19 protein-coding genes and 1 other RNA gene are annotated in these 20,987 nt (G+C 66.9%); 11 read left to right on the top strand and 9 right to left on the bottom strand.

The window, feature by feature from the left end:
* Window positions 1-49: 49 nt before the first annotated feature.
* Genes FFS49_RS15450 through FFS49_RS15440 form a run of 3 tightly spaced genes read left to right on the top strand, consistent with a single transcriptional unit; the run spans window position 50 to window position 2,189 of the window.
* Window positions 50-790 carry an amino acid ABC transporter permease gene (locus tag FFS49_RS15450; RefSeq protein ID WP_039361471.1) on the top strand — a complete coding sequence of 247 codons (741 nt, stop codon included), beginning with the start codon at window positions 50-52 and terminating at the stop codon, window positions 788-790.
* Window positions 790-1,467, top strand: coding sequence for a glutamate/aspartate ABC transporter permease GltK (gltK, locus tag FFS49_RS15445; protein WP_039361469.1), 678 nt, complete (start codon window positions 790-792; stop codon window positions 1,465-1,467). The genes FFS49_RS15450 and gltK overlap by 1 nt, the downstream gene beginning before the upstream one ends.
* On the top strand, window positions 1,464-2,189 hold the full coding sequence (locus tag FFS49_RS15440; protein WP_046544940.1) for an amino acid ABC transporter ATP-binding protein: 726 nt from the start codon (window positions 1,464-1,466) through the stop codon (window positions 2,187-2,189). The genes gltK and FFS49_RS15440 overlap by 4 nt, the downstream gene beginning before the upstream one ends.
* A gap of 82 nt (window positions 2,190-2,271) precedes the next feature.
* Here the strand turns inward: FFS49_RS15440 and FFS49_RS15435 are convergent, their stop codons facing one another.
* The 3 genes from FFS49_RS15435 to FFS49_RS15425 form a co-directional block, all read right to left on the bottom strand.
* A complete protein-coding gene (locus tag FFS49_RS15435) occupies window positions 2,272-7,533 on the bottom strand; it encodes an autotransporter outer membrane beta-barrel domain-containing protein (RefSeq protein WP_105815966.1) in 5,262 nt (1,753 codons plus the stop codon).
* A 148-nt stretch (window positions 7,534-7,681) separates the two neighbouring features.
* Window positions 7,682-8,077, bottom strand: coding sequence for a hypothetical protein (locus FFS49_RS15430; protein WP_137909741.1), 396 nt, complete (start codon window positions 8,075-8,077; stop codon window positions 7,682-7,684).
* 92 nt (window positions 8,078-8,169) lie between these two features.
* The gene (locus FFS49_RS15425; protein ID WP_039361465.1) at window positions 8,170-9,081 is read right to left on the bottom strand and encodes a class II glutamine amidotransferase; all 912 of its coding nucleotides are present in this window, start codon (window positions 9,079-9,081) and stop codon (window positions 8,170-8,172) included.
* A 205-nt stretch (window positions 9,082-9,286) separates the two neighbouring features.
* On the opposite strand from FFS49_RS15425, the gene pyrC reads away from it, so the two are divergent.
* Together pyrC and rnpB are read left to right on the top strand one after the other, a co-directional pair.
* Window positions 9,287-10,351: a dihydroorotase gene (gene pyrC, locus FFS49_RS15420; RefSeq protein ID WP_105815967.1), complete on the top strand. Its 1,065-nt coding sequence runs from the start codon at window positions 9,287-9,289 to the stop codon at window positions 10,349-10,351.
* A gap of 68 nt (window positions 10,352-10,419) precedes the next feature.
* Window positions 10,420-10,831: RNase P RNA component class A (gene rnpB, locus FFS49_RS15415), an RNA gene on the top strand.
* Between the two features lie 70 nt (window positions 10,832-10,901).
* On the opposite strand, the gene FFS49_RS15410 is transcribed toward rnpB, so the two are convergent.
* A complete protein-coding gene (locus FFS49_RS15410) occupies window positions 10,902-11,366 on the bottom strand; it encodes an OsmC family protein (RefSeq protein ID WP_171026767.1) in 465 nt (154 codons plus the stop codon).
* A 411-nt stretch (window positions 11,367-11,777) separates the two neighbouring features.
* Window positions 11,778-12,083 (bottom strand): DUF1090 family protein, encoded by a 306-nt coding sequence (locus FFS49_RS15400; RefSeq protein WP_105815969.1) that lies wholly within the window; start codon window positions 12,081-12,083, stop codon window positions 11,778-11,780.
* A 311-nt stretch (window positions 12,084-12,394) separates the two neighbouring features.
* Between FFS49_RS15400 and rplM the strand changes: the two genes are divergently transcribed.
* From rplM to erpA, 3 genes are all read left to right on the top strand, one after another.
* On the top strand, window positions 12,395-12,823 hold the full coding sequence (gene rplM, locus FFS49_RS15395; RefSeq protein ID WP_009687896.1) for a 50S ribosomal protein L13: 429 nt from the start codon (window positions 12,395-12,397) through the stop codon (window positions 12,821-12,823).
* Window positions 12,824-12,834: 11 nt separating this feature from the next.
* Window positions 12,835-13,227: a 30S ribosomal protein S9 gene (gene rpsI, locus FFS49_RS15390; protein ID WP_011883283.1), complete on the top strand. Its 393-nt coding sequence runs from the start codon at window positions 12,835-12,837 to the stop codon at window positions 13,225-13,227.
* Window positions 13,228-13,445: 218 nt separating this feature from the next.
* Window positions 13,446-13,817, top strand: coding sequence for an iron-sulfur cluster insertion protein ErpA (gene erpA / locus FFS49_RS15385; protein WP_011350956.1), 372 nt, complete (start codon window positions 13,446-13,448; stop codon window positions 13,815-13,817).
* 111 nt (window positions 13,818-13,928) lie between these two features.
* On the opposite strand, the gene FFS49_RS15380 is transcribed toward erpA, so the two are convergent.
* Window positions 13,929-15,077, bottom strand: a complete 1,149-nt coding sequence (locus FFS49_RS15380) for an anhydro-N-acetylmuramic acid kinase (RefSeq protein WP_105815970.1) — start codon at window positions 15,075-15,077, stop codon at window positions 13,929-13,931.
* A 142-nt stretch (window positions 15,078-15,219) separates the two neighbouring features.
* On the opposite strand from FFS49_RS15380, the gene tyrS reads away from it, so the two are divergent.
* The 3 genes from tyrS to FFS49_RS15365 are packed head-to-tail and all read left to right on the top strand — an operon-like array spanning window position 15,220 to window position 17,602.
* Entirely contained in the window at window positions 15,220-16,461 is a 1,242-nt protein-coding gene (gene tyrS, locus FFS49_RS15375) for a tyrosine--tRNA ligase (RefSeq protein ID WP_039361454.1), read from the top strand.
* A complete protein-coding gene (gene dtd, locus FFS49_RS15370; protein ID WP_071333922.1) occupies window positions 16,458-16,916 on the top strand; it encodes a D-aminoacyl-tRNA deacylase in 459 nt (152 codons plus the stop codon). Before tyrS ends, dtd begins: the two co-directional genes overlap by 4 nt.
* Window positions 16,917-16,939: 23 nt before the next feature.
* Complete coding sequence (locus FFS49_RS15365; protein ID WP_046544947.1) at window positions 16,940-17,602, top strand: histidine phosphatase family protein; 663 nt, start codon at window positions 16,940-16,942, stop codon at window positions 17,600-17,602.
* Between the two features lie 59 nt (window positions 17,603-17,661).
* Here the strand turns inward: FFS49_RS15365 and FFS49_RS15360 are convergent, their stop codons facing one another.
* The 3 genes from FFS49_RS15360 to ruvB form a co-directional block, all read right to left on the bottom strand.
* Complete coding sequence (locus tag FFS49_RS15360) at window positions 17,662-18,789, bottom strand: ParB/Srx family N-terminal domain-containing protein (protein ID WP_105816072.1); 1,128 nt, start codon at window positions 18,787-18,789, stop codon at window positions 17,662-17,664.
* A 152-nt stretch (window positions 18,790-18,941) separates the two neighbouring features.
* Window positions 18,942-19,892 (bottom strand): oxygenase MpaB family protein, encoded by a 951-nt coding sequence (locus tag FFS49_RS15355; RefSeq protein WP_105815971.1) that lies wholly within the window; start codon window positions 19,890-19,892, stop codon window positions 18,942-18,944.
* A gap of 24 nt (window positions 19,893-19,916) precedes the next feature.
* Window positions 19,917-20,987, bottom strand: coding sequence for a Holliday junction branch migration DNA helicase RuvB (gene ruvB, locus FFS49_RS15350; protein ID WP_039361448.1), 1,071 nt, complete (start codon window positions 20,985-20,987; stop codon window positions 19,917-19,919).

Here is a 20,987-nt window from a genome sequence, read left to right as displayed (position 1 = left end):
GACGGAAGAGGCCCCGCTTCTTCCGTCTCTTTTTGCTGGAGTCTTGCCCATGTCTTACCACTGGAACTGGGGCATCTTCCTGAGCCCCGTGTCGACCGGCGAGCCGACGACTTATTTCGGATGGCTGATGTCCGGCTTCTGGGTGACCATCGAAGTGTCGCTCGTCGCCTGGGTCATCGCGCTGATCGTCGGTTCGCTGTTCGGCGTGCTGCGCACCGTGCCGAACAAATGGCTGTCCGCGATCGGCACCGTGTACGTGTCGATCTTCCGGAACATTCCGCTGATCGTGCAGTTCTTCGTCTGGTATCTCGTGATACCGGAGCTGCTGCCCGCATCGATCGGCACCTGGATCAAGCAGTTGCCGCCCGCCACGCAGTTCTTCACCGCGTCGATCATCTGTCTCGGCCTGTTCACGGGCGCGCGCGTGTGCGAACAGGTGCGCTCGGGGATCAACGCGCTGCCGAAGGGCCAGCGCGCCGCCGGCCTCGCGATGGGCTTCACGCAATGGCAGACGTACCGCTACGTGCTGCTGCCCGTTGCGTACCGCATCATCGTGCCGCCCCTCACGTCGGAATTCCTGAACATCTTCAAGAACTCCGCCGTCGCGTCGACGATCGGCCTGCTCGACCTGTCCGCGCAGGCGCGCCAGCTCGTCGACTACACCGCGCAGACGTATGAATCGTTCATCGCGGTGACGCTCGCGTACGTGATCATCAACCTCGTCGTGATGGCGTTCATGCGCTGGATCGAAGGCCGTACGCGGCTGCCCGGCTATATCGGAGGCAAGTGATGCATCAGTTCGACTGGAGTAGTATTCCCGGCGCGCTGCCGACGCTGTGGACGGGCGCGATCGTCACGTTCAAGATCACGCTGATCGCGATCGTGGTCGGGATCGTCTGGGGCACGCTGCTGGCGCTGCTGCGGCTGTCGGGCGTGAAGCCGCTCGCGTGGTTCGCGAAAGCGTACGTGACGGTGTTCCGCTCGATCCCGCTCGTGATGGTGCTGCTGTGGTTCTTCCTGATCGTGCCGCAGCTGCTGCAGGGCGTGCTCGGGTTGTCGCCGACGATCGACATTCGTCTTGCGTCGGCGATGGTCGCGTTCTCGCTGTTCGAAGCCGCGTATTATTCCGAGATCATCCGCGCCGGCATCCAGGCGGTGCCGCGCGGGCAGGTGAACGCCGCGTTCGCGCTCGGCATGAACTACGCGCAGGCGATGCGCCTCGTGATCCTGCCGCAGGCGTTCCGCGCGATGGTGCCGCTGCTGCTCACGCAGGCGATCGTCCTGTTCCAGGATACGTCGCTCGTGTACGTGATCAGTCTCGCGGACTTCTTCCGCACGGCTGCGAACGTCGGCGATCGCGACGGCACGACCGTCGAGATGGTCCTGTTCGCCGGCGCATGCTATTTCGTGATTTGCTCGTTGGCGTCTGCACTCGTCAAGGGTCTCCAGAAAAAGGTCACAAGATGATTTCCATCAAGAACGTTTCGAAGTGGTACGGCCAGTTTCAGGTTCTCACCGACTGCACGACCGAGGTCAAGAAAGGCGAAGTGGTCGTCGTGTGCGGCCCGTCGGGATCGGGTAAATCCACGCTGATCAAGACGGTGAACGGCCTCGAGCCGTTCCAGCAGGGCGAGATCCTCGTGAACGGCCAGTCGGTCGGCGACAAGAAGACGAACCTGTCGAAGCTGCGCTCGAAGGTCGGGATGGTATTCCAGCATTTCGAGCTGTTCCCGCACCTGTCGATCACCGAGAACCTGACGCTCGCGCAGATCAAGGTGCTCGGCCGCGGCAAGGACGAGGCGAACGAGAAGGGCATGAAGCTGCTCGACCGCGTCGGCCTGAAGGCGCATGCGCACAAGTTCCCGGGTCAGTTGTCGGGCGGCCAGCAGCAGCGTGTCGCGATCGCGCGCGCGCTGTCGATGGACCCGATCGCGATGCTGTTCGACGAGCCGACGTCCGCGCTCGACCCGGAGATGATCAACGAGGTGCTCGACGTGATGGTCGAACTCGCGCAGGAAGGGATGACGATGATGGTCGTCACGCACGAGATGGGCTTCGCGAAGAAGGTCGCGCATCGCGTGATCTTCATGGACAAGGGCGCGATCGTCGAGGACGACCGCAAGGACGATTTCTTCTCGAATCCGAAATCGGAACGCGCGAAGGACTTCCTCGCGAAGATCCTGCACTGAGCGTTCGCGCTCGTCGGCGCTGCAGGTGCGCCGTTACGAAAACCGCCCGGTCGCGCCCCGGGCGGTTTTTTTTCGTCTGCCGTTACCAGCTGTACCGGTAGCCGACCTGCCCGACGATGCCGCGCCGGTAGTCGCCGCCGATGTTGCGCGCGATCTTCGCGTTCGCATACAGCTCGCCCGACTTGCCGAAGCCCGCGGTCACGCCGACGCCGAGCTCGTACCACGTGCGGCCGAGATGCGTCGCGAACGGCGTGCCGCCGACGACGGTCTGCCCTGGCGACAGGAAGTCGTGCAGCACGTCGGCCGTGAAGTACGGCGTGGCTGCGCCGCCGCCCGCATCCGACTGGAGGTTCGGCCGGAAGATGCGCACGCCGACGCGGCCGCGCAGCGCGTTCGTCGTCGTGCCCGATACCGCCGAGACGTTGTCGTTGAACCCGTTCAGCTTCAGGTACTGGTACATCAGCTGCGCCTGCGGCTCGACCGCGACCGGCAGCGCGCCGATCGCGAACGGCTTGCCGACTTCCTGCGACAGCGCGACGCCGAAGCCGTTCTGCGACGCCTCGTTGCCGTAGCTGTCGCGATAGCGGTTGCCGTAGTGCGTGACCTGTCCGACGCTGTCGAAGTACGTGCCGTCGGGCAGGTACCTGGTCCAGTAGCCGCCGACGCTTTGCGCATGCATCTCGACCGAGCCCGTCGACGTCGACAGGTTGGCCGTATCCGCGCGCGCCATGTCGCTGAAGCTCGCGTTCGACACGCCGATGCTGGCCGTCACGCCTGCATGCGTGCTGCCGCCGCCGTTCGGCGCCTGGTCGAGCGTCCAGTCCTTGCCGAACTGCGCGAAGAACGTGCGCTCGTCGGCCGCGAAGCGGCCCGCGTTCGCGTCGAGGCTCTGGCCGCCGATGCGCCCCCACACGCCGTCGCGATTGCCGGGCTGCTGCTTCTCGAGGTTGTAGATGTCGCCGACGCGCTCGTGCAGCTTGCCGAGTGTGGAGAAGCCGTAATCGGCGTTGAGCAGCGGCGTGAGGGCATAACCCGACACGCCAGGGCGATACGCGAGCGTGCCGCCGTTGCCGTTCCCGTTGTTGCCGCCGTCACCGCCGCCGGACGGATGGATCGGGTTGCCGGGATCCGACGGATCGAGTTGCGAGCGCAGGTACCAGCCGTTCGCGTCGCCTTGCCCGCCGCGATAGAGCCGGTATTCGTACGCGCCTGCCTGTACGGGTCCGGCGAGCTGGAACGCCGATGCGGTGGTCGTGCCGCCGTTGGCCGTGACGACCACCGGAATCCCGTCGCCCTTCGTCTGTGCACCGGTGCCGGCCGTGTTCGAGATCTTCAGGCCCGTCGTGCCGCTCGCGGCGCCGCCGTTCACGATCACGCGGTCGGTCGGCGACGCGTCGGCGCCGAGGAACGTGTTGAGCGCGATCGTGCCGCCGTTGCCGACGTAGCTGCCGGTCGTCAGCGTCTTGTAGCTGCCCGCGAGCGTCGGCGAGCCGGTCGGTGCGGCAAACGTGACGAGGCCCGCGTTGTTCAGGCTGCTCAGCACGGAGCTGCCCGTCATGCGCCACGTGCTTGTGTTGTCGACGGTCAGTGCGACCGGATCGATCTTGCCGGTCAGCGTCGTGCCGTTCGCGAGGAGCACGTTGCCGGTGCTCGATGCGTCGGAGACGATGTCGCCGGCCAGGTTCACGGCCGATGCGGTGAAGGTGGCGTGGCTGCCGTTCGACAGGTCGAGCAGCGTGCCGTTGCCGGCCGTCACGACCGTGCCGTTGCGCACGGCGATGTCGGCCGTGCCGCCGCGCGCGGCGAAGGCCGGCCCGGTGGTGGACGTGACGCTGCCGCCGTCGACGAGCACCGAGCTCGTCGCGCCGTTTGCGAGCGTATCGGAGGTCAGCACACCGGCCGTCGCGCCCTTGAGCGTCGTGCCGGTCAACGCGAGCACGCCGCCGCTGTCGGCGGTGGCGCCGTTGCCGGCGGTGCTGGCGATCGTCGAGCCCGTATCGCCGATGCGGCCGCCGTTCTGCGCGACGAGGCCGTCGGCGGTCGCGCCGGCCGTCGTGATCTTCGCGCCCGACAGCAGCGCGGTCGCACCACCGTTCGTCACGATTGCAGCCGAACCCGCGCCGGTCGTGGTGACGGTCGTACCGTTGGCTGCCAGCGTCGAATCCGCGCCCGACACAAAGAAGCCGCGTGCGTTGTCGCCGGTGGTCCGGACGACGGTCGCCGCATCGGCCGCGATGCGTGCACCGGCGCCCGTCGACGACAGGCCGTCGGCACCGCTGCCGGTCGTGCCGATCTGCGTGCCGGCCAGCGTGATCGTCGCGTTCGTCCCCTGGTTGTCGATCCCCTTGCCCGAGCCGCCGACCGCGATCGACGTCGCGCCGGCCGCGAGCCCGCCGCCCGTGACGGTCGAGTCGATCAGCACGCCGTCGGCGCTGCCGTTCGCGCTCACGGTGCCGGTGCCCGACAGCGCGACCGATGCGCCGGCCCCCGTCAGGTGCACGCCCGCGATGCCGTCGTCGGCTTCGATCAGCCCTGCGTTGGCGAGCGTCGCCGACGCACCCTGCACGAGCGCGCCGGTGCCGTCGGATACGCGGATCGTCGACGCGTTGTTCACCGTGCCGAGTGCGCCGATCACGACGCCCGTCGAGCCGGCGCCCGTCAGCAGCACCGTGTCGCGGTTCGCGAGCGTGCCGAGGTTCTGCGCGACGAAGCCCGTCACGCCGGCCGTCGATGACGTGACGGCGGCGTCGTTGGTGAGCGTCGTCGCGACCGGTGCACCGGCATTGGCACCGGCGAGGTCGTGCGCCTGGCCGTCGACGACTCCGGCGATCGCACCGGCCGCGTTCAGGTTGATCGTCGCACCGGCGTCGATCGTGCCTTGCGCGCCGCCTTCGACCGCGATCGCGATGCCGTTCGCGCCGTTGACGTTGTAGATCGCGTTGCCGGTCGACAGCACGGTGCCGGCGTCGGTCGCGAGCACGCCGTGCGCGCGCTGGCCGTTGACGTCGGTCGTCAGCGTGCCGGCCGTCGACGCGCCCGTGTAGGCTGCGCCGCCCGCAACGCGGAACAGCGTCGAATCGTCGGTGTCGACGCTGAGGTGCTGCGCGGCGACGTTGATCTTCGAGCCCGCGCCATACGCGTAGAAGCCGATCTGGTTGGTGCCCGACTTGAAGGCGGGCACGGCATTGGCGCCGACGTCGATCGTCGCGCCCGAGCGCGCGTGCGCGCCGATCGCGCCGGTGCCCGTCAGGTTGAGTGCGCCGTCGAGCGTCGCTTTCGCGAGCGGCCCCTCGGCCCATACGCCGTAGTTGCGTGTGCCCGATGCGGGATCGAGGCCGCCGGCCACGTTGATCGTGCCGGTCGAGGTCGCCGCCGTCGCAGTCGTGCCGTTGCCGACGACCCTGATGCCGATGCCGTTGACGCCGTTCAGCGTGATGGTGCCGGTGTTGGTCACGGTCGCGGCCGTGTTGGCCGCGAGCATGCCGACGTTGGCGAGCGGCGTGCCGGACGCCGCGCCGTCGACGACGATCGCGCCCGCGTTGCTCAGCGTGCCGGCCGCCGAGCCGATGCTCGCCATCGCGGCGCCGTTCTGCGTCTGCGAGCCGATCACGATCGTGCCGAGATTGCTCGCGGTGCCGGAATTGCCGAGCAGGATGCCGTACGCGTGCGCGGCGAGCGCGACGTCGTTTGCCGATCCGCCGGGCGCGTACTGCGCCGAGCGGCCGAGGTAGATCGTGCCGCCGGCCTGGTTCGTGAAGCTGCCGCCGTCGACGAGGCCGCCGATCACCTGGCTGTCGAGTGTCGTCGCATTGACGCCGACGTTGATCGTGCCGGCGTTCGATGCCGTCGCGCCGCCTGTCGCGGCGACCGCGTAGTTCTGCAGGTCCGGCTGGTTGCCGTCGAGCGTCCATGCGCCGACGTTCATCACGCCGTTGTTCACGAACGACGTGCCCGTGCCGTTCGCAAATACGCCGTTGCCTTCGGTGTATGCATGGAAGTTGAAGTTGTTCGGCGGCGTGCTGCCGCTCGTGTCGAAGTCGTCGCCGGACGCGTATCCGGACGAGATCACGCCGTTGTTGACGCCGCTTGCGCCGCTCAGCAGGCGCACCAGCGTGAAGTCGCCCGACAGGCGCCCGTCGTTGATGAAGTGCGCGCCGTTTTCCGCGAGCACGGCCGAGCTCGGGACGATCGTGTTGACGCCGCGAAAGTCGATCTGGCCGTCCGTGCCGATGTGCAGCGTCGCGTTCGCGCCCGTGCCGTGCATCGCCGACAGGAAGCCGATCGGCAACGTGTTCTTGTCGCCCGGGGACACGTTGTTCTGATACTGGAAGGTTTGCTGCGAGAACGTGACGGCCTGGCCGAGCGCACTGTCGTAGGCGGCCTGCGAGCCGAGCGCGCCGCTTTGCACCGAGCGCACGAGAAAGTCGTTGTACGCGGCGAGTGAGGCGGCGTCGGTGACCTTCCACGTGCTGCCGTCGAATGCGGTGAAGGTGCCCGCGTAGGCCGGCACGTCGAGCTGGCGGCTGCCGATGGCGCCGCCGTCCGCCACGTAATCGCCGGTGGTGAAGCGGATCTGGTTGCGCGAGTTCCAGTTGACGGTGCTGGTCGTGGCGCCCTTGCCGTCCGCGAAGGTCAGGTCGGTTCCCTTCGCGGCCATCGAGATCGCGTTGCCGGCCGCATCGGGCGCGTTCGCCGCATTGCCGATCGACACGTTGAGCGTACCGCCGGTGGCGGTGACGGTGCCGATGCGCGCGTTCACATACTGATCGCCGTTCACGTCATGGTAGACGGGCACCTCGGTCGCGCCGGCCGTCGACGCGGAGAACGCGGACGAGTCGTAGGTCGCGACGGTCGTGTGGGTACCGGTGATCGAGTCGGGCGTGCTGACGCTGTGCGTCTTGCCGCCCAGCGACAGCAGCGGCTGGGTCGGGTTGCCCGACACGATGGTCGTGCTGCCGATCGGCGTGAGCGTGTAGCCCGGGTCACCGCCGGCGCCGGTCCATGCGCCCGACACGCCGACGGTGTCGCCGCCGGAGACGGTGGCGGAGCCTGCCAGGTTGTCGTTGACGGTCGGGCTGAAACTGCCGGGCGCGCAGGTGCCGCCGTTCGCGACGGCCGTGCCGCCGCCGCAGGTCGACGCATGCGCGGAGCCGGCCGACAGCGCGGCGAGCAACGCGCCGAATGCCACGATGCGAAGCGAGGTCCGGTGCGTTGCCGCGTGAGCGGCGCGGCGGCTCGTGCCGGACGCGCTGCCCGGGCGCTTGCCGCGCGCCCGTGCCGTTTCCGCAACCGCGACCCAGCAGCAGGTGGTCTCGCTCCATATCGATCGAAATGAATGATTCACGACAAGCCCCTCTCTCTTGTTTTGATGTGGTTTTCACCGCGGCGCGGTGAAATCGCAATCCGCGGTGGAGAATGGCGTGAATGGGTGTGCGGCGGCCGTGGCCGTTTCTCCGCGAATCGCAATTCGTTACACCGAGGATGGGCGGAGTCTATTGATCGGGCGAGTGATCGATTGTCGGGAATCTAACAAATGCGGCAATCATGCTGTTTTCATCGGGTATTTTTTGGTTGTGCGATGAATCGAACTGAAAGCCTTGCTGTATAGGGTCTTGGCGGGCTTGGGTGATGCAAATCAGCGGCTGCTGGCTCGGTGAGGTGCCGCACGGTTTGTGCCGGATTGGTGCGTTAAAATGCGGTTGCCGGATTATCTGAATACCGCCGCCGTATTTTGGTTTTCGATTTGTTTTAAATTGAAAATAAATCAAATCCGAAAAGTGTTGTGCGGCGTCGCTTCGATGTGCCGGACTGTGGTCGCGATGAAACGCAGTCGGCGCAGGGGAGGGCGATTTGTTGCGACGGTGAGCGTTACCGAGTCGCTTGCGCACGAAGCCGCCGCCGCGATTGGACGCGGTGGGCCATCGACGTGCGGTGCCGCGGCGAAAAGGTGAAAGGAGGAGGGCGCTGGCGCGCCGGACGCTCAGAAGTCGATCGCGTCGTCGGAATCGACTTCGGCGGCGGTCGCGAGCACCTCGCGCGTGTCGCGCGGCGCCGATGCCGACGCGTCGAGCGACGGATTGCGCAGCTTCTCGAGCACGCGCTCCGGCACCGGGATCCGCATCCGCGCGGCGACGTCGCCGCACTGGAACATGATCAGCTCGCCCGGCTCGAACGCGGTCCAGACTTCGTTGTCGGTGAGCGGCTGCGTCGCGATCACCGCGACGCGATCCTCGGGCGTCGTGTATTTCGCGAAGTCGATCGACAGGTCCTCGTCGACGAGGTGCGCGGTCGAGAACGGCCAGCGCCGCACGAGGTAGTGCAGCCGCGTCGAGCAATGCGCGAACAGCGCCTGGCCGTTCGACATCAGGAAGTTGAATACGCCGTGATCGGTGATGCCGCGCGTCAGCTCGCCGACGCGCTCGAACAGTTCGGGCAACGGCGGCTGCGCGCCGGGGAACGCTTCGCGCAGCCCCTGCATCAGCACGCAGAATGCCTGTTCGCTGTCGGTCGTGCCGACCGGATGGTAGACGCTGCCGTCCATGTCCGGTGCGTAGTCCTGCAGGTCGCCGTTGTGCGCGAAGATCCAGTGCCGGCCCCACAGCTCGCGCATGAACGGATGGCTGTTCTCGAGCAGGATGTGGCCTTGCGTCGCCTTGCGGATGTGCGCGATCGTGTTCTTGGACTTGATCGGGTAGCGCTTCACCATTTCGGCGATCGGCGACGTGGCCGAGGCCTGGTGATCGATGAACAGGCGGCAGGCTTTATCTTCGAAGAACGCGATGCCCCAGCCGTCGGCATGGTGATCGGTGAGGCCGCCCCGGGCCGCGAAACCTGTGAAGGAGAATGTGACGTCCGTCGGCGCGGCGCAGTTCATTCCTAAGAGTTGGCACATTTTACTTGGGGCAGCAGGCTGAGGCGGGGGGTAACGAACCGGGCGAACCCCGGTACAATGCGGCTTCTAGCATATCACCGAGCCCTGAGCGGTAAAAAGCGGATTCCGCCGGCCGAAGGCCCCGTGTTGCGGTTTGCCGTCAGTCGGCCCGCGCACGCGCGTTCCGGCCCCGCCGATGGCCAGCCCGTTCCTCACGACGCCTCCTATGACTGCCTCGAACGCTTCCTCCCCGGCGACGCTCTCGCTCGCCCGTCCCGACGACTGGCACCTGCACCTGCGAGACGGCGACATGCTCGCCGCCGTGCTGCCGCACACCGCGCGCCAGTTCGGCCGCGCCATCGTCATGCCGAACCTGAAGCCGCCGGTGACGACCACCGCGCAGGCGCAGGCCTATCGCGAGCGCATCCTCGCGGCGCTGCCGGCCGGGATGACGTTCGAACCGCTGATGACGCTGTACCTGACCGACAACACGCCGCCCGACGAGATTCGCCGCGCGCGCGAAAGCGGCTTCGTGCACGGCGTGAAGCTGTATCCGGCAGGCGCGACGACGAATTCCGACCACGGCGTCACCGATCTCGCGAAATGCGCGAAGACGCTCGAGGCGATGCAGGAAACCGGCATGCCGCTGCTCGTGCACGGCGAGGTGACCGATGCGTCGATCGACCTGTTCGACCGCGAGAAGGTCTTCATCGACCGCGTGATGACGCCGCTGCGCCGCGATTTCCCGGGCCTGAAGGTCGTGTTCGAACACATCACGACGAAGGACGCGGCCGACTACGTGCGCGACGCGGACGCGGCGCCCGGCCTGCTCGGCGCGACGATCACCGCGCATCACCTGCTCTACAACCGCAACGCGCTGTTCGTCGGCGGGATTCGCCCGCACTACTACTGCCTGCCGGTGCTGAAGCGCGAGACGCATCGCGTTGCACTGGTCGAGGCCGCGACGTCGGGCAACCCGCGCTTCTTCCTGGGCACCGACAGCGCACCGCATGCGCGCGACGCGAAGGAGACCGCGTGCGGCTGCGCGGGCTGCTACACGGCGCTGCACGCGCTCGAACTGTATGCGGAAGCGTTCGATCACGCCGGCGCGCTCGACAAGCTGGAAGGCTTCGCGAGCTTCTTCGGCGCCGATTTCTACGGGCTGCCGCGCAGCGCCGAGACGGTCACGCTGCGTCGCGAGGCATGGGAACTGCCACGCGAGATCTTCGCGGGCGATACGCCCGTCGTGCCGCTGCGAGCCGGCGAGACGATCGGCTGGAAACTGGCGTGACCTTTAGCACCGCCGCGTGAGCCCGACTCCATGCGGCCCGCGGCGCGCAGTGCTAGAATGCGCGTCGCAAAGCAGGCTAGGCAGTCGCGGCCTCGCCGCCTTCGGGCGCGCGGGGGCGAGGAAAGTCCGGACTCCACAGGGCAGGGTGATGGCTAACGGCCATCCGTGGCGACACGCGGAACAGGGCAACAGAAAGCAAACCGCCGATGGCCCGGCGCAAGCCGGGATCAGGTAAGGGTGAAACGGTGCGGTAAGAGCGCACCGCGGCGACGGCGACGTTCGCCGGCACGGTAACCTCCACCCGGAGCAATTCCAAGTAGGCAGGCGCGCATTTTCGGATGCAGGACGGGGCCCCCGTCTCGTCTGCGGGTAGGAAGCTTGAGCGCGTCAGCAATGGCGCGCCTAGAGGAATGGCTGCCACGCGTTGCGTGCTTCGGCGCGCAGCGTGCACAGAATCCGGCTTATCGGCCTGCTTTGCCGCTCGAATGCGAAAGGGCCGGCGTCTCCCCACGGAGCGCCGGCCCTTTTTTCATGCGCGCTCGCCGTGGGTTCAGCCGGCGACGATGTCGAACGAATGCGTGAGTTCGGCTGTCTTCGCGATCATGATCGACGCGGAGCAATACTTGTCGTGCGACAGGTTGATCGCGCGTTCAACCGTGGACGGGTTCAGGTTGCGGCCCGTGACGGTGAAGTGGAAGTGCACCTTCGTGAACACTTTCGGATCTTCGCTCGCGCGTTCGGCCTTCAGCGTAACCGAGCAGCCGCTGACTTCCTGGCGGCTCTTCTTCAGGATCAGCACGACGTCATAGGCCGTGCAGCCGCCGGTGCCGAGCAGCACCATTTCCATCGGGCGCGGCGCGAGGTTGTGGCCGCCGCCTTCGGGCGCGCCATCCATCGTGACGAGGTGGCCGCTGCCGGTCTCGGCGGAAAACGCCATGCTGTCCTGGCCCATCCAGCTTACTTTGCATTCCATGCTTGCACTCCAGCGTTGCCTGATTCGGATTCGATCCGGCATTGTAGCCCGCTGCGCAACGGCCGGCTGATGCGCTGCACGACGCGCAATGCCGGAACGGCGCGAGCGGTGCGCCGGACGGCCAATTCCCCGTCGCATTTAGGGGTTTTGCTCTAATCGGAGGCGAATTTCGGCCCTGCCGTGTGCGATCAAGTGATTGATTTCAAAGGGGAAGGCGGATTTTTCAAACGCGGTGCGAAATATTCCGCATTATGGTGTTTGATTTCGTAATGTAAATTTTCTTGTGCAGCCGGCGACGCGTTCGTATAATGAGCCTCATTGGTTGTCGCGCTGCGGCAACCTCCGAATGTCTCCTCCACCCTCCTCCTATGGTGGATTAAGCCCGAACCAGCCGTTCGGGCTTTTTTTCGTCCCATGCAAACATCGGCGTACGGCTTGCGCGCCCCGGCATCGTTACGCCGGTTGCTTGGCGGCCGGCTGCGCGGTCGGGCCGGGCGCCGTGCCGGGCGAGCGTGCGTCGGGTGCCGGTGCGTGGACGGCCGACGCATGGCCGTGCCCGCGCGCGCAGAAGTGGCGGACGCGTTCGCGCACCGCGCGCAGGCGGGCGACGCGATCCTCGGCATGGGCGGCGCGGGCTTCGGTAATGCGTGTATCGAGTGCGTCGAGCTTGGCTTCGCAGTCGGTGCGGGCGACGACGGCGGGCGCCGCGGCGGCCAGCAGTGCGGCTGCAAGGAAGGGCGTAAGTCGTTGATTCATCATGCTTGTTTGTTGTTTTCCAGATTCGGCCGGTCTGGCGCGGGATGGTCATGTGCCGCGCGTCGATGGGTGCCTCCCCGGGCGCTCGGTTCGCCTGGCTTGTCGGGGCACGAACGGATTTTGGCCCATTTCGGCCGCCATGGACACGGGAAGTGGATTCCCTTTGACCGCCTTGTCGTATTTCCTTTATAATTCAGGGCTTTTCCGCATTCATGCCCACGGAAAAAGAACAGGGAGAGCCTGCACCGCGCCTCGAAGCGCACACAGACAAGCAGGAAGAACACATCGGGCTAAGCAATTTTTTTGGATCGATCATGAAGACGTTTTCCGCAAAAGCCCATGAGGTGACGCGTGAATGGTACGTGATTGACGCGACGGATAAGGTTCTCGGCCGTGTTGCCAGCGAAGTGGCACGCCGTCTGCGCGGCAAGCACAAGCCTGAGTTCACCCCGCACGTCGACACTGGTGATTTCATCATCATCATCAACGCAAGCAAGTTGAAGGTCACGGGCAACAAGACTCTGGACAAGAAGTACTACCGTCACTCGGGTTACCCGGGCGGTATCTATGAAACGACGTTCGGCAAGATGCAAGAACGCTTCCCGGGCCGCGCGCTCGAGAAGGCGGTCAAGGGCATGCTGCCGAAGGGCCCGCTCGGCTACGCGATGATCAAGAAGCTGAAGGTCTACGCTGAAGCTACGCATCCGCATTCGGCGCAACAGCCGAAGGCGCTCGAGATCTAAGGGGAGCCCACATGATCGGTAACTGGAACTACGGTACGGGCCGCCGCAAGAGCGCAGTCGCACGTGTCTTCATCAAGGCTGGCAAGGGCGACATCATCGTCAACGGCAAGCCCATCGCTGACTACTTCTCGCGCGAAACGTCGCTGATGATCGTGCGTCAACCGCTGGAACTCACGAACCACGGCCAGACGTTCGACATCAAGGTCAACGTCAACGGCGGCGGCGAAACGGGTCAGGCAGGTGCAGTGCGCCACGGCATCACCCGTGCACTGATCGACTACGATGCGACGCTGAAGCCGTCGCTGTCGAACGCAGGCTTCGTCACGCGCGATGCACGTGAAGTCGAGCGTAAGAAGGTTGGTCTGCGCAAGGCACGCCGCGCAAAGCAGTTCTCGAAGCGTTAATTCCGCTTCATGGCCTCGCCGCCCCCGGGCGGCGTCCGCCGGAAAAACCGCCAGCGTTCGCGCTGGCGGTTTTTTTATGTCCGTCTCCAGGCGCGTGCTGCCGCGGCCCGCGCAGGCGTGTTTGATGAAATCGACAAGAACCTATTGATTTCATGGACTTCAGCACGATCTTCTGATCGGCCCTACAATAGCGGCTAAAGCTTTTTGGAGAGTTCGCAATGAACGCTGTTACCGAATCCGCAGCAACGACGGCCGAAATGCCGGTTCCGTTCGTCTTCACCGACGCCGCAGCCGACAAGGTCAAGCAACTGATCGACGAAGAGGGCAATCCCGACCTGAAGCTGCGCGTGTTCGTGCAGGGCGGCGGCTGCTCCGGCTTCCAGTATGGCTTCACGTTCGACGAGGAAGTCAACGAGGACGACACCGTGATGAACAAGAACGGCGTCCAGCTCCTGATCGACTCGATGAGCTACCAGTACCTGGTCGGCGCCGAGATCGACTACAAGGACGACCTCAACGGCGCCCAGTTCGTGATCAAGAACCCGAATGCGAGCACCACCTGCGGGTGCGGCTCGTCGTTCTCGGTCTGAGCACACGGCAGATCCGATCCGGTTCGCCGGAATGAGAAACGGGGCTTCATGCCCCGTTTTTTGTGCCCGTTCGCAATGGCGACGGGCGCCTGCCGTGGAGCAGGTGCCGCGTCAGCGCGGATAGAGCGCGCCCAGCACGCGATTGCCGGCTGCGCCCGTGACCGTCGCGAGGTTGCCGGGCTGGCGCGCGGTGAAGCGGTACGCGAGCCATGCGAACGCGAGCGCCTCGACCTGCTGAGGCGGCACGCCGAGCGCGGCCGTCGTATCGACCGTGGCCGGCACGCCGGCCTCGCGCAGCGCGTTCCGGAGCGCGTCGAGCAGCACCGGATTGCGTGCGCCGCCGCCGCAGACGAACACGGCCTTGCAGCCGGCTGCGTGCTGCGCGATCTCGCGTGCGACCGACACGGCCGTGAGCGCGGTGAGGGTCGCCTGCACGTCCTCTGGCGCGACCTGCGCGAACGCGGCGAGCTTCGCGTCGAGCCAGGCGGGATTGAACAGGTCGCGCCCGGTGCTTTTCGGCGGCGGGGCGGTGAAATACGGTTCGTCGAGCAGCGCGTCGAGCAACGGCGCGTGGACGGTGCCGCGCGCAGCGAACTTGCCGCCGTCGTCGTACGGCTTGCCGAGATGGCGGGTCGCCCATTCGTCGAGCAGCGCATTCGCGGGGCCGCAGTCGAAGCCGCGCACGTCGCCGCCTTCGCCGGGCAGGATCGTGATGTTGCTGATCCCGCCGAGATTGCAGACGACGCGCGTCTCGCCCGGTGCGCCGAACACCGTCGCATGGAAGGCCGGCGCCAGCGGCGCGCCATGGCCGCCCGCGGCGACGTCGCGGCTGCGGAAATCGGCGATCACGTCGAGCTGGGTCAGCTCGGCGAGCAATGCCGGGTTGTTGATCTGCCGCGTATAGCCGCGCTCGGGGCGATGGCGCACGGTCTGGCCGTGCACGCCGATCGCGCGAATCTCGTCGCGCGACAGCCCGGCCGTGCGCTGCAACTCGTGGCAGCACACCGCGTAGCGCGCGACCAGCGCGTTCGCCGCGAGCGATTCGCGGTCGATCTCGTCGTCGCCGGGCTGCTGCAGCGCGAACAGCGCGTCGCGCAGCGATTGCGCGAAGCCGACGAACGCTTCCGCGAGCACGACCGGCGCACGGCCGGCCTCGAAACGCACGGCGACGCCATCGACGCCGTCCATGCTGGTGCCCGACATCAGCCCGAAGTAGATGCCGTCGGCCGGATGGGCGTGTTGCGGCTGTCGTTGCGGCACGTTGGGTCCTCCTGGATCGTGCGGCGCGGGCCGGTGCCGCGCGCCTTGCGCCCGATTATCCGCGCAACGTGACGCGCCGTTAAGCGATGGGCGCGCAAGTTATGGGAAAATCCCTGTTTTTGCGACATTCTTCCTGGCACCGATGAGCACCGAACCCAGTTCCAAGCCTGTTTTCCCGATCACCGACGAAGTCCGGCATGCGCTCGCCGTCACGAAGCGCGGCGTCGACGAGCTGCTGGTCGAGGAAGAGTTCGCGCAGAAGCTTGCACGCAGCGCGGCGACGGGCACGCCGCTTCGCATCAAGCTCGGCCTCGACCCGACAGCGCCTGACATCCACATTGGCCATACGGTCGTGCTGAACAAGATGCGTCAGCTGCAGGATCTCGGCCACACGGTCATCTTCCTGATCGGCGATTTCACGTCGCTGATCGGCGATCCGTCGGGCCGCAATGCGACGCGCCCGCCGCTCACGCGCGAGCAGATCGAATCGAACGCGAAGACCTACTTCGAGCAGGCCGCGCTCGTGCTCGACCGCGACAAGACCGAAATCCGCTACAACAGCGAATGGTCGATGCCGCTCGGCGCGGACGGGATGATCAAGCTCGCGTCGCGCTACACGGTTGCGCGGATCCTCGAGCGCGAGGATTTCACGAAGCGCTTCCAGGGCGGCGTGCCGATCTCGATCCACGAATTCCTGTACCCGCTGATGCAGGGCTACGACTCGGTCGCGCTGAACGCCGACCTCGAGCTCGGCGGCACCGACCAGAAGTTCAACCTGCTGGTCGGGCGCGAACTGCAGAAGCAATATGGCCAGGAACAGCAGTGCATTCTCACGATGCCGCTGCTCGAAGGCCTCGACGGCGTCGAGAAGATGTCGAAGTCGAAGGGCAACTACGTCGGCATCAGCGAGCATCCGAACGACATGTTCGGCAAGCTGATGAGCATCTCGGACACGCTGATGTGGCGTTACTTCGAGCTGCTGTCGTTCCGCCCGATGGACGAGATCGCCGGCTTCAAGCGCGAGATCGAAGGCGGCCGCAACCCGCGCGACTTCAAGGTGCTGCTCGCGCAGGAAATCGTCGCGCGCTTCCACTCGCAGGCCGACGCCGAGCGTGCGCTCGAGGACTTCAACCATCGCGCGAAGGGCGGCGTGCCGGACGACATCCCGTCGGTCACGCTCGCGGGCGCGCCGCTCGCGATCGGCCAGTTGCTGAAGCAGGCCGGCCTCGTGCCGTCGACGAGCGAGGCACTGCGCAACATCGAGCAGGGCGGCGTGAAGATCGATGGCGCGACCGTCTCGGACAAGGGCCTGAAGGTCGAAGCCGGCGAATTCGTCGTGCAGGTCGGCAAGCGCCGCTTCGCACGCGTCACGCTGACCGCATGATCGCGCTGATCCAGCGCGTGAAGCGCGCCGACGTGCGCGTCGGCGATCGCACGACGGGCGAGATCGGCGCGGGCCTGCTCGCGCTGGTCTGCGCGGAGCGCGGCGACACCGACGCAGTGGCCGACAAGCTGCTCGCGAAGATGCTCGGCTACCGCGTGTTCAGCGACGCCGCCGGCAAGATGAACCTGCCGGTGTCGAATATCGACGGCGAGGGCCGCGCAGGCGGCCTGCTGCTCGTGTCGCAGTTCACGCTCGCGGCGGATACCAACAGCGGGCTGCGGCCGAGCTTCACGCCGGCCGCGCCGCCCGACGAAGGCGCGCGGCTGTTCGACTATTTCGTCGCGGCCGCGCGTGCGCGCCATCCGGTCGTCGAGACGGGCGAGTTCGGCGCCGACATGCAGGTGTCCCTCGTCAACGACGGCCCCGTGACATTCTGGCTGCAAGTGCGGCCCTGATTCTTCCCCGGAGACGCGCCGCGATGGCCACCACGCAGATTCTTTTCATCCGCCATGGCGAGACGGCCTGGAATCGCATCAAGCGCATCCAGGGTCATATCGACATCCCGCTGGCAGAAACGGGCCTCGAGCAGGCGCAGCGGCTTGCCGTGAGGCTCGCGCGCGACGCGCGTGACGGTGCACGGCTCGACGCGATCTATTCGAGCGACCTGATGCGTGCGCAGCAGACCGCGCAGCCGTTCGCCGACGCGCTCGGGCTGACGCCGCGGCTGCGGGAAGGGCTGCGCGAACGTTCGTACGGCCAGTTTCAGGGGCACGACAGCGCCGAGATCGAGACGCTGTTCCCCGATGCGTACGCAGCCTGGCAGACGCGCGACCCCGGCTTCGCGCCGGAGGGCGGCGAGTCGCAGCGCGAGTTCTACCACCGCGTGCTGCATGCGCTCGAACCCATCGTCGCCGAGCATCCGGGTGGCCGGATCGCGTGCGTCGCACATGGCGGCGTGCTCGACTGCGTCTATCGTTTTGCGAACGGCATCGAGCTGTCGGCGCCGCGCAATTATCAGCTGCTCAACACGAGCATCAACGTCGTCGATTACGTCGATGGCCGAGCGCAAGTCGTGCAGTGGGCCGACGTCTCGCACCTGGACGCCGCAAGCGACGACGATGGGTACCGCAAGGTGCTCTGAGCTGCAGGCCCCGTCCGGCATCGCCGGTCGGGGTTTCCTTCCTGCGCGGTGCCGGCTGCTTACTGCGGCAGCGCGTGGCGCGTCTTGTAGTCGAGCGCGTACGCGATCTTGCCGGGCTTGTCCGCCGTGATCGGCTGGCGCAGCTTGTCGAATTCCCCCTTGTTGTATTTCTTCCCGCCGTTGATCGCGTCCGCGCGCCCGAGGTCGGCGCCCGTCTTGCCGTCGATCACCGGGTCGGTGGCCGTGACCATGCGCGTCGACGCATTCCAGACCGCGTTCAGGTAGCCCGTGTCGGCCTTCGCCGGATCCGGGTCGGTTGTGCCGGCGCGCGTCAGGTCATAGCCGGTGAGCGCGAACGTGCCCGGTTGCGCGCGCAGCCAGTCGGCCCAGTAGAACTCGAGGTAGTCGGTGGCTTGTGCGGGCTTGCTGTAGCCGATGTCGCGCGTGAAATAGACGAGCGAGCGGTAGCGGTCGTTCGTCATCCCGAGTTTCAGGCCGAGGCCGGTCGGCAGTTGCGCGGTCGTGATCGGCTTGCCTTCGCCGTTCTTGAGGCGCAGGTAGCCGCGGCTCTGCATCTGCTGCCAGAACGCGTCGCCCGAGTAGTCGCTGAGGTTGTCCTTGACGACGACGTGCACGTGCAGCGCCGGGCCGCCGTCGGGCGTCTCGTAGTAGGTCGACAGCCCGTGATGGCCGTCGGTCAGGTACAGCGCATCGCCGTTCGGGCCGATCACGACCGGGTTCAGCACCGAGCGGTCGCGGGCGTTCACATCGGTCGTCGTGCACGTGTAGCTCGCGGGCTCGCGCAGCACCGACTTGGCCGTGTACCCGCCCGAAGCGACGCCGCCGAGGCCTTCGTCCGCGCAGAAGTCGTCGAATTTCTTGTCGGGCTGCAGTTCGTAGCGGCCGAGCTTGTAGTAGATCTGGTCGTAGCCGATCGCGCCTTGCGTCGGGTGGAGATCGCCGAGCGTCACGTCGATCAGGTCGCCCGTGCGAGCGGCCTTCCACTTGCCCGGTTGCGGCGTGACGGTGGCCGGCGGCGTGGGAGCCGGCGCGGCCGGGGTGCCGCCGGACGGCGTTTGCGCATCCGAACGCGCGACGGCGGCGACATCGTCGCCTCCGCAGGCAGTGAGGGCGAAGACGGTGGACAGGCTGGCGGCAAGGGCAAAACGGATCGGCAGGCGTGGCATCGCGGGCATCGGGTGTCGGTCGGGTGGGCGGGACACCGCGCGGGTCACGGACAGGCGGAAGGGACGGCGCGTGCGACCGTGCGCGGGTGCAAGCCCGTCAGCTTGTCACAGGTATTTGACAGTAAATTGAAATGATATGAGGAAGCGAATCGTCAGGTAGACGGGGTGCCGTCGGACGGTGTCGCGGTGGCGCGGCGGCGCGCACGCTTTGATGCGCCGTTCACGAGCGCCCAGCGCAGCACGGGCGCGACGACCCGGATGCCCGGCCGGACCACGGCGCGGCGCAGCGGCGCGAACGCCGACACGCCGAGCATGCGCTGCGCCCACGGCGGCAGCAGGTCGATTCCCGCATGCATCACCAGCGACGCGGCCGGCCGCAGCGCGGGCTTCGCGACGGGCACGTTCAACAGGATGGACATCACGTCGAACGTGCGCGGCCCGGCCTCGAGCTCAGGCTGCATGCGCGCGAGATAGGCGGCCACCTCGGCACGCGAACGGGGCACCTCGTGGGCGCCGAGCAGTTCGGCGATCAATGCCGTTTCGGCGTAGTAGCGGTCCTGCAACTCGCCCGGCAGCGCGGGATTCACATAGCGCAGATGCGCGGCGAGGAAACTCGACACTTCCGCGACATGCACCCAGGTCAGCAGCGCCGGATCGTCGGCGCGGTACGGGCGGCCGTCCGGCGCGGTACCCGAGATGTGCGCGTGGATCGATTTCACGCGTTCGATCAGCGCGAGTGCGTCCGCGCGGCTGCCGAACGTCGTACCGGTGATGAACGTGGCGGTGCGTCGCAGGCGGCCCAGGATGTCGGTGCGGAACGACGAGTGATCCCAGACGCCCGCGAGCGCGAGCGGGTGGAGAGCCTGCAGCAGCAGCGCGGCGATGCCGCCCGTCATCATCGACGTGAAGTCGGCATGCACACGCCAGCAGATCGCGTCGGGGCCGAACAGGCCAGGGTCGCCCGGCGGCGAAGAGAGGTCGAGCGACGGGCCGCCGCCCACGGTCAGGTGCGTGACGCCGGCTACGAGCCGCTTGCGGATCGGCTCGGCCCAGCGCGGGCCCGGTGCGGGTGCGGCGGGGCGGGAGCTGGGCGGCGTCGTCATGGCGGTTGCGGTTCGGGCGACGGGTTACTTCCCGTCGGGGGTATCCCACTCGCCGCGTTCGGTGCGGCCGGTGTCGGGCGCGGAAAGCCCGAAGTGGCGATACGTGAGCAGCGTCGCGACGCGCCCGCGCGGCGTGCGCTGCAGGAAGCCCTGCTGGATCAGGTACGGCTCGAGTACGTCCTCGATCGTGTCGCGCTCTTCGCCGATCGCCGCCGCGAGGTTGTCGATACCGACCGGGCCGCCGTCGAACTTGTACAGGATCGCCTCGAGCAGCTTGCGGTCCATCAGGTCGAAGCCGACCGGATCGACGTCGAGCATCGCGAGCGCGGCATCGGCGACGGCTGCGGTGATCTGACCGTCGGCCTTCACTTCCGCGAAGTCGCGCACGCGGCGCAGCAGCCGGTTCGCGATCCGCGGCGTACCGCGCGAACGCTTCGCGATTTCGAGCGCGCCGTTCGGATCGATCTGCGCGTTCAGCAGCGACGCCGAGCGCCGCACGATGCGCGACAGTTGATCGGCATCGTAGAACTCGAGGCGCGCGACGATCCCGAAACGATCGCGCAGCGGGTTGGTCAGCATCCCGGCGCGGGTGGTGGCGCCGACGAGCGTGAACGGCTGCAGGTCGAGCTTCACGCTGCGCGCGGCCGGGCCTTCGCCGATCATGATGTCGATCTGGTAATCCTCGAGAGCCGGATACAGGATTTCCTCGACGACCGGCGACAGCCGGTGGATCTCGTCGATGAACAGCACGTCGTTCGCTTCGAGGTTCGTCAGCAGCGCGGCGAGATCGCCCGCACGCTCGAGCACGGGGCCCGACGTCTGGCGCAGGTTCACGCCCATCTCCCGCGCGATGATGTGCGCGAGCGTCGTCTTGCCGAGGCCCGGCGGCCCGAACAGCAGCACGTGGTCGAGCGGCTCGGAGCGGCGCTTGGCGGCTTCGATGAAGATCTCGAGCTGGCCGCGCACCTTTTCCTGGCCGACGTAGTCGTCGAGCTGGCGCGGCCGCAGCGCACGTTCGAACACCTCCTCGTGCGACGAGGCGGGCGTGGCGGCGATGATCCGCTGCTCGGTGGCGAGTTTGTCGGTTTCAATCAT

This window comes from Burkholderia sp. 4NA327C6, from assembly GCF_005502655.1.
Classification (GTDB): Bacteria; Pseudomonadota; Gammaproteobacteria; order Burkholderiales; family Burkholderiaceae; genus Burkholderia; species Burkholderia contaminans.
Note: the sequence above shows the minus strand (reverse complement) of the source record. Positions and strands in the feature narration are given on the sequence as shown.

Bases quoted from the DNA above. Each gene is read 5' to 3' on its own strand.
- FFS49_RS15450 (WP_039361471.1), top strand. From the start codon at position 50: ATGTCTTACCACTGGAACTGGGGCATCTTCCTGAGCCCCGTGTCGACC.
- gltK (WP_039361469.1), top strand. From the start codon at position 790: ATGCATCAGTTCGACTGGAGTAGTATTCCCGGCGCGCTGCCGACGCTG.
- FFS49_RS15440 (WP_046544940.1), top strand. From the start codon at position 1,464: ATGATTTCCATCAAGAACGTTTCGAAGTGGTACGGCCAGTTTCAGGTT.
- FFS49_RS15425 (WP_039361465.1), bottom strand. From the start codon at position 9,081: ATGTGCCAACTCTTAGGAATGAACTGCGCCGCGCCGACGGACGTCACA.
- pyrC (WP_105815967.1), top strand. From the start codon at position 9,287: ATGACTGCCTCGAACGCTTCCTCCCCGGCGACGCTCTCGCTCGCCCGT.
- FFS49_RS15410 (WP_171026767.1), bottom strand. From the start codon at position 11,366: ATGCCGGATCGAATCCGAATCAGGCAACGCTGGAGTGCAAGCATGGAA.
- FFS49_RS15400 (WP_105815969.1), bottom strand. From the start codon at position 12,083: ATGATGAATCAACGACTTACGCCCTTCCTTGCAGCCGCACTGCTGGCC.
- rplM (WP_009687896.1), top strand. From the start codon at position 12,395: ATGAAGACGTTTTCCGCAAAAGCCCATGAGGTGACGCGTGAATGGTAC.
- rpsI (WP_011883283.1), top strand. From the start codon at position 12,835: ATGATCGGTAACTGGAACTACGGTACGGGCCGCCGCAAGAGCGCAGTC.
- erpA (WP_011350956.1), top strand. From the start codon at position 13,446: ATGAACGCTGTTACCGAATCCGCAGCAACGACGGCCGAAATGCCGGTT.
- tyrS (WP_039361454.1), top strand. From the start codon at position 15,220: ATGAGCACCGAACCCAGTTCCAAGCCTGTTTTCCCGATCACCGACGAA.
- dtd (WP_071333922.1), top strand. From the start codon at position 16,458: ATGATCGCGCTGATCCAGCGCGTGAAGCGCGCCGACGTGCGCGTCGGC.
- FFS49_RS15365 (WP_046544947.1), top strand. From the start codon at position 16,940: ATGGCCACCACGCAGATTCTTTTCATCCGCCATGGCGAGACGGCCTGG.
- FFS49_RS15360 (WP_105816072.1), bottom strand. From the start codon at position 18,789: ATGCCACGCCTGCCGATCCGTTTTGCCCTTGCCGCCAGCCTGTCCACC.
- FFS49_RS15355 (WP_105815971.1), bottom strand. From the start codon at position 19,892: ATGACGACGCCGCCCAGCTCCCGCCCCGCCGCACCCGCACCGGGCCCG.
- ruvB (WP_039361448.1), bottom strand. From the start codon at position 20,987: ATGATTGAAACCGACAAACTCGCCACCGAGCAGCGGATCATCGCCGCC.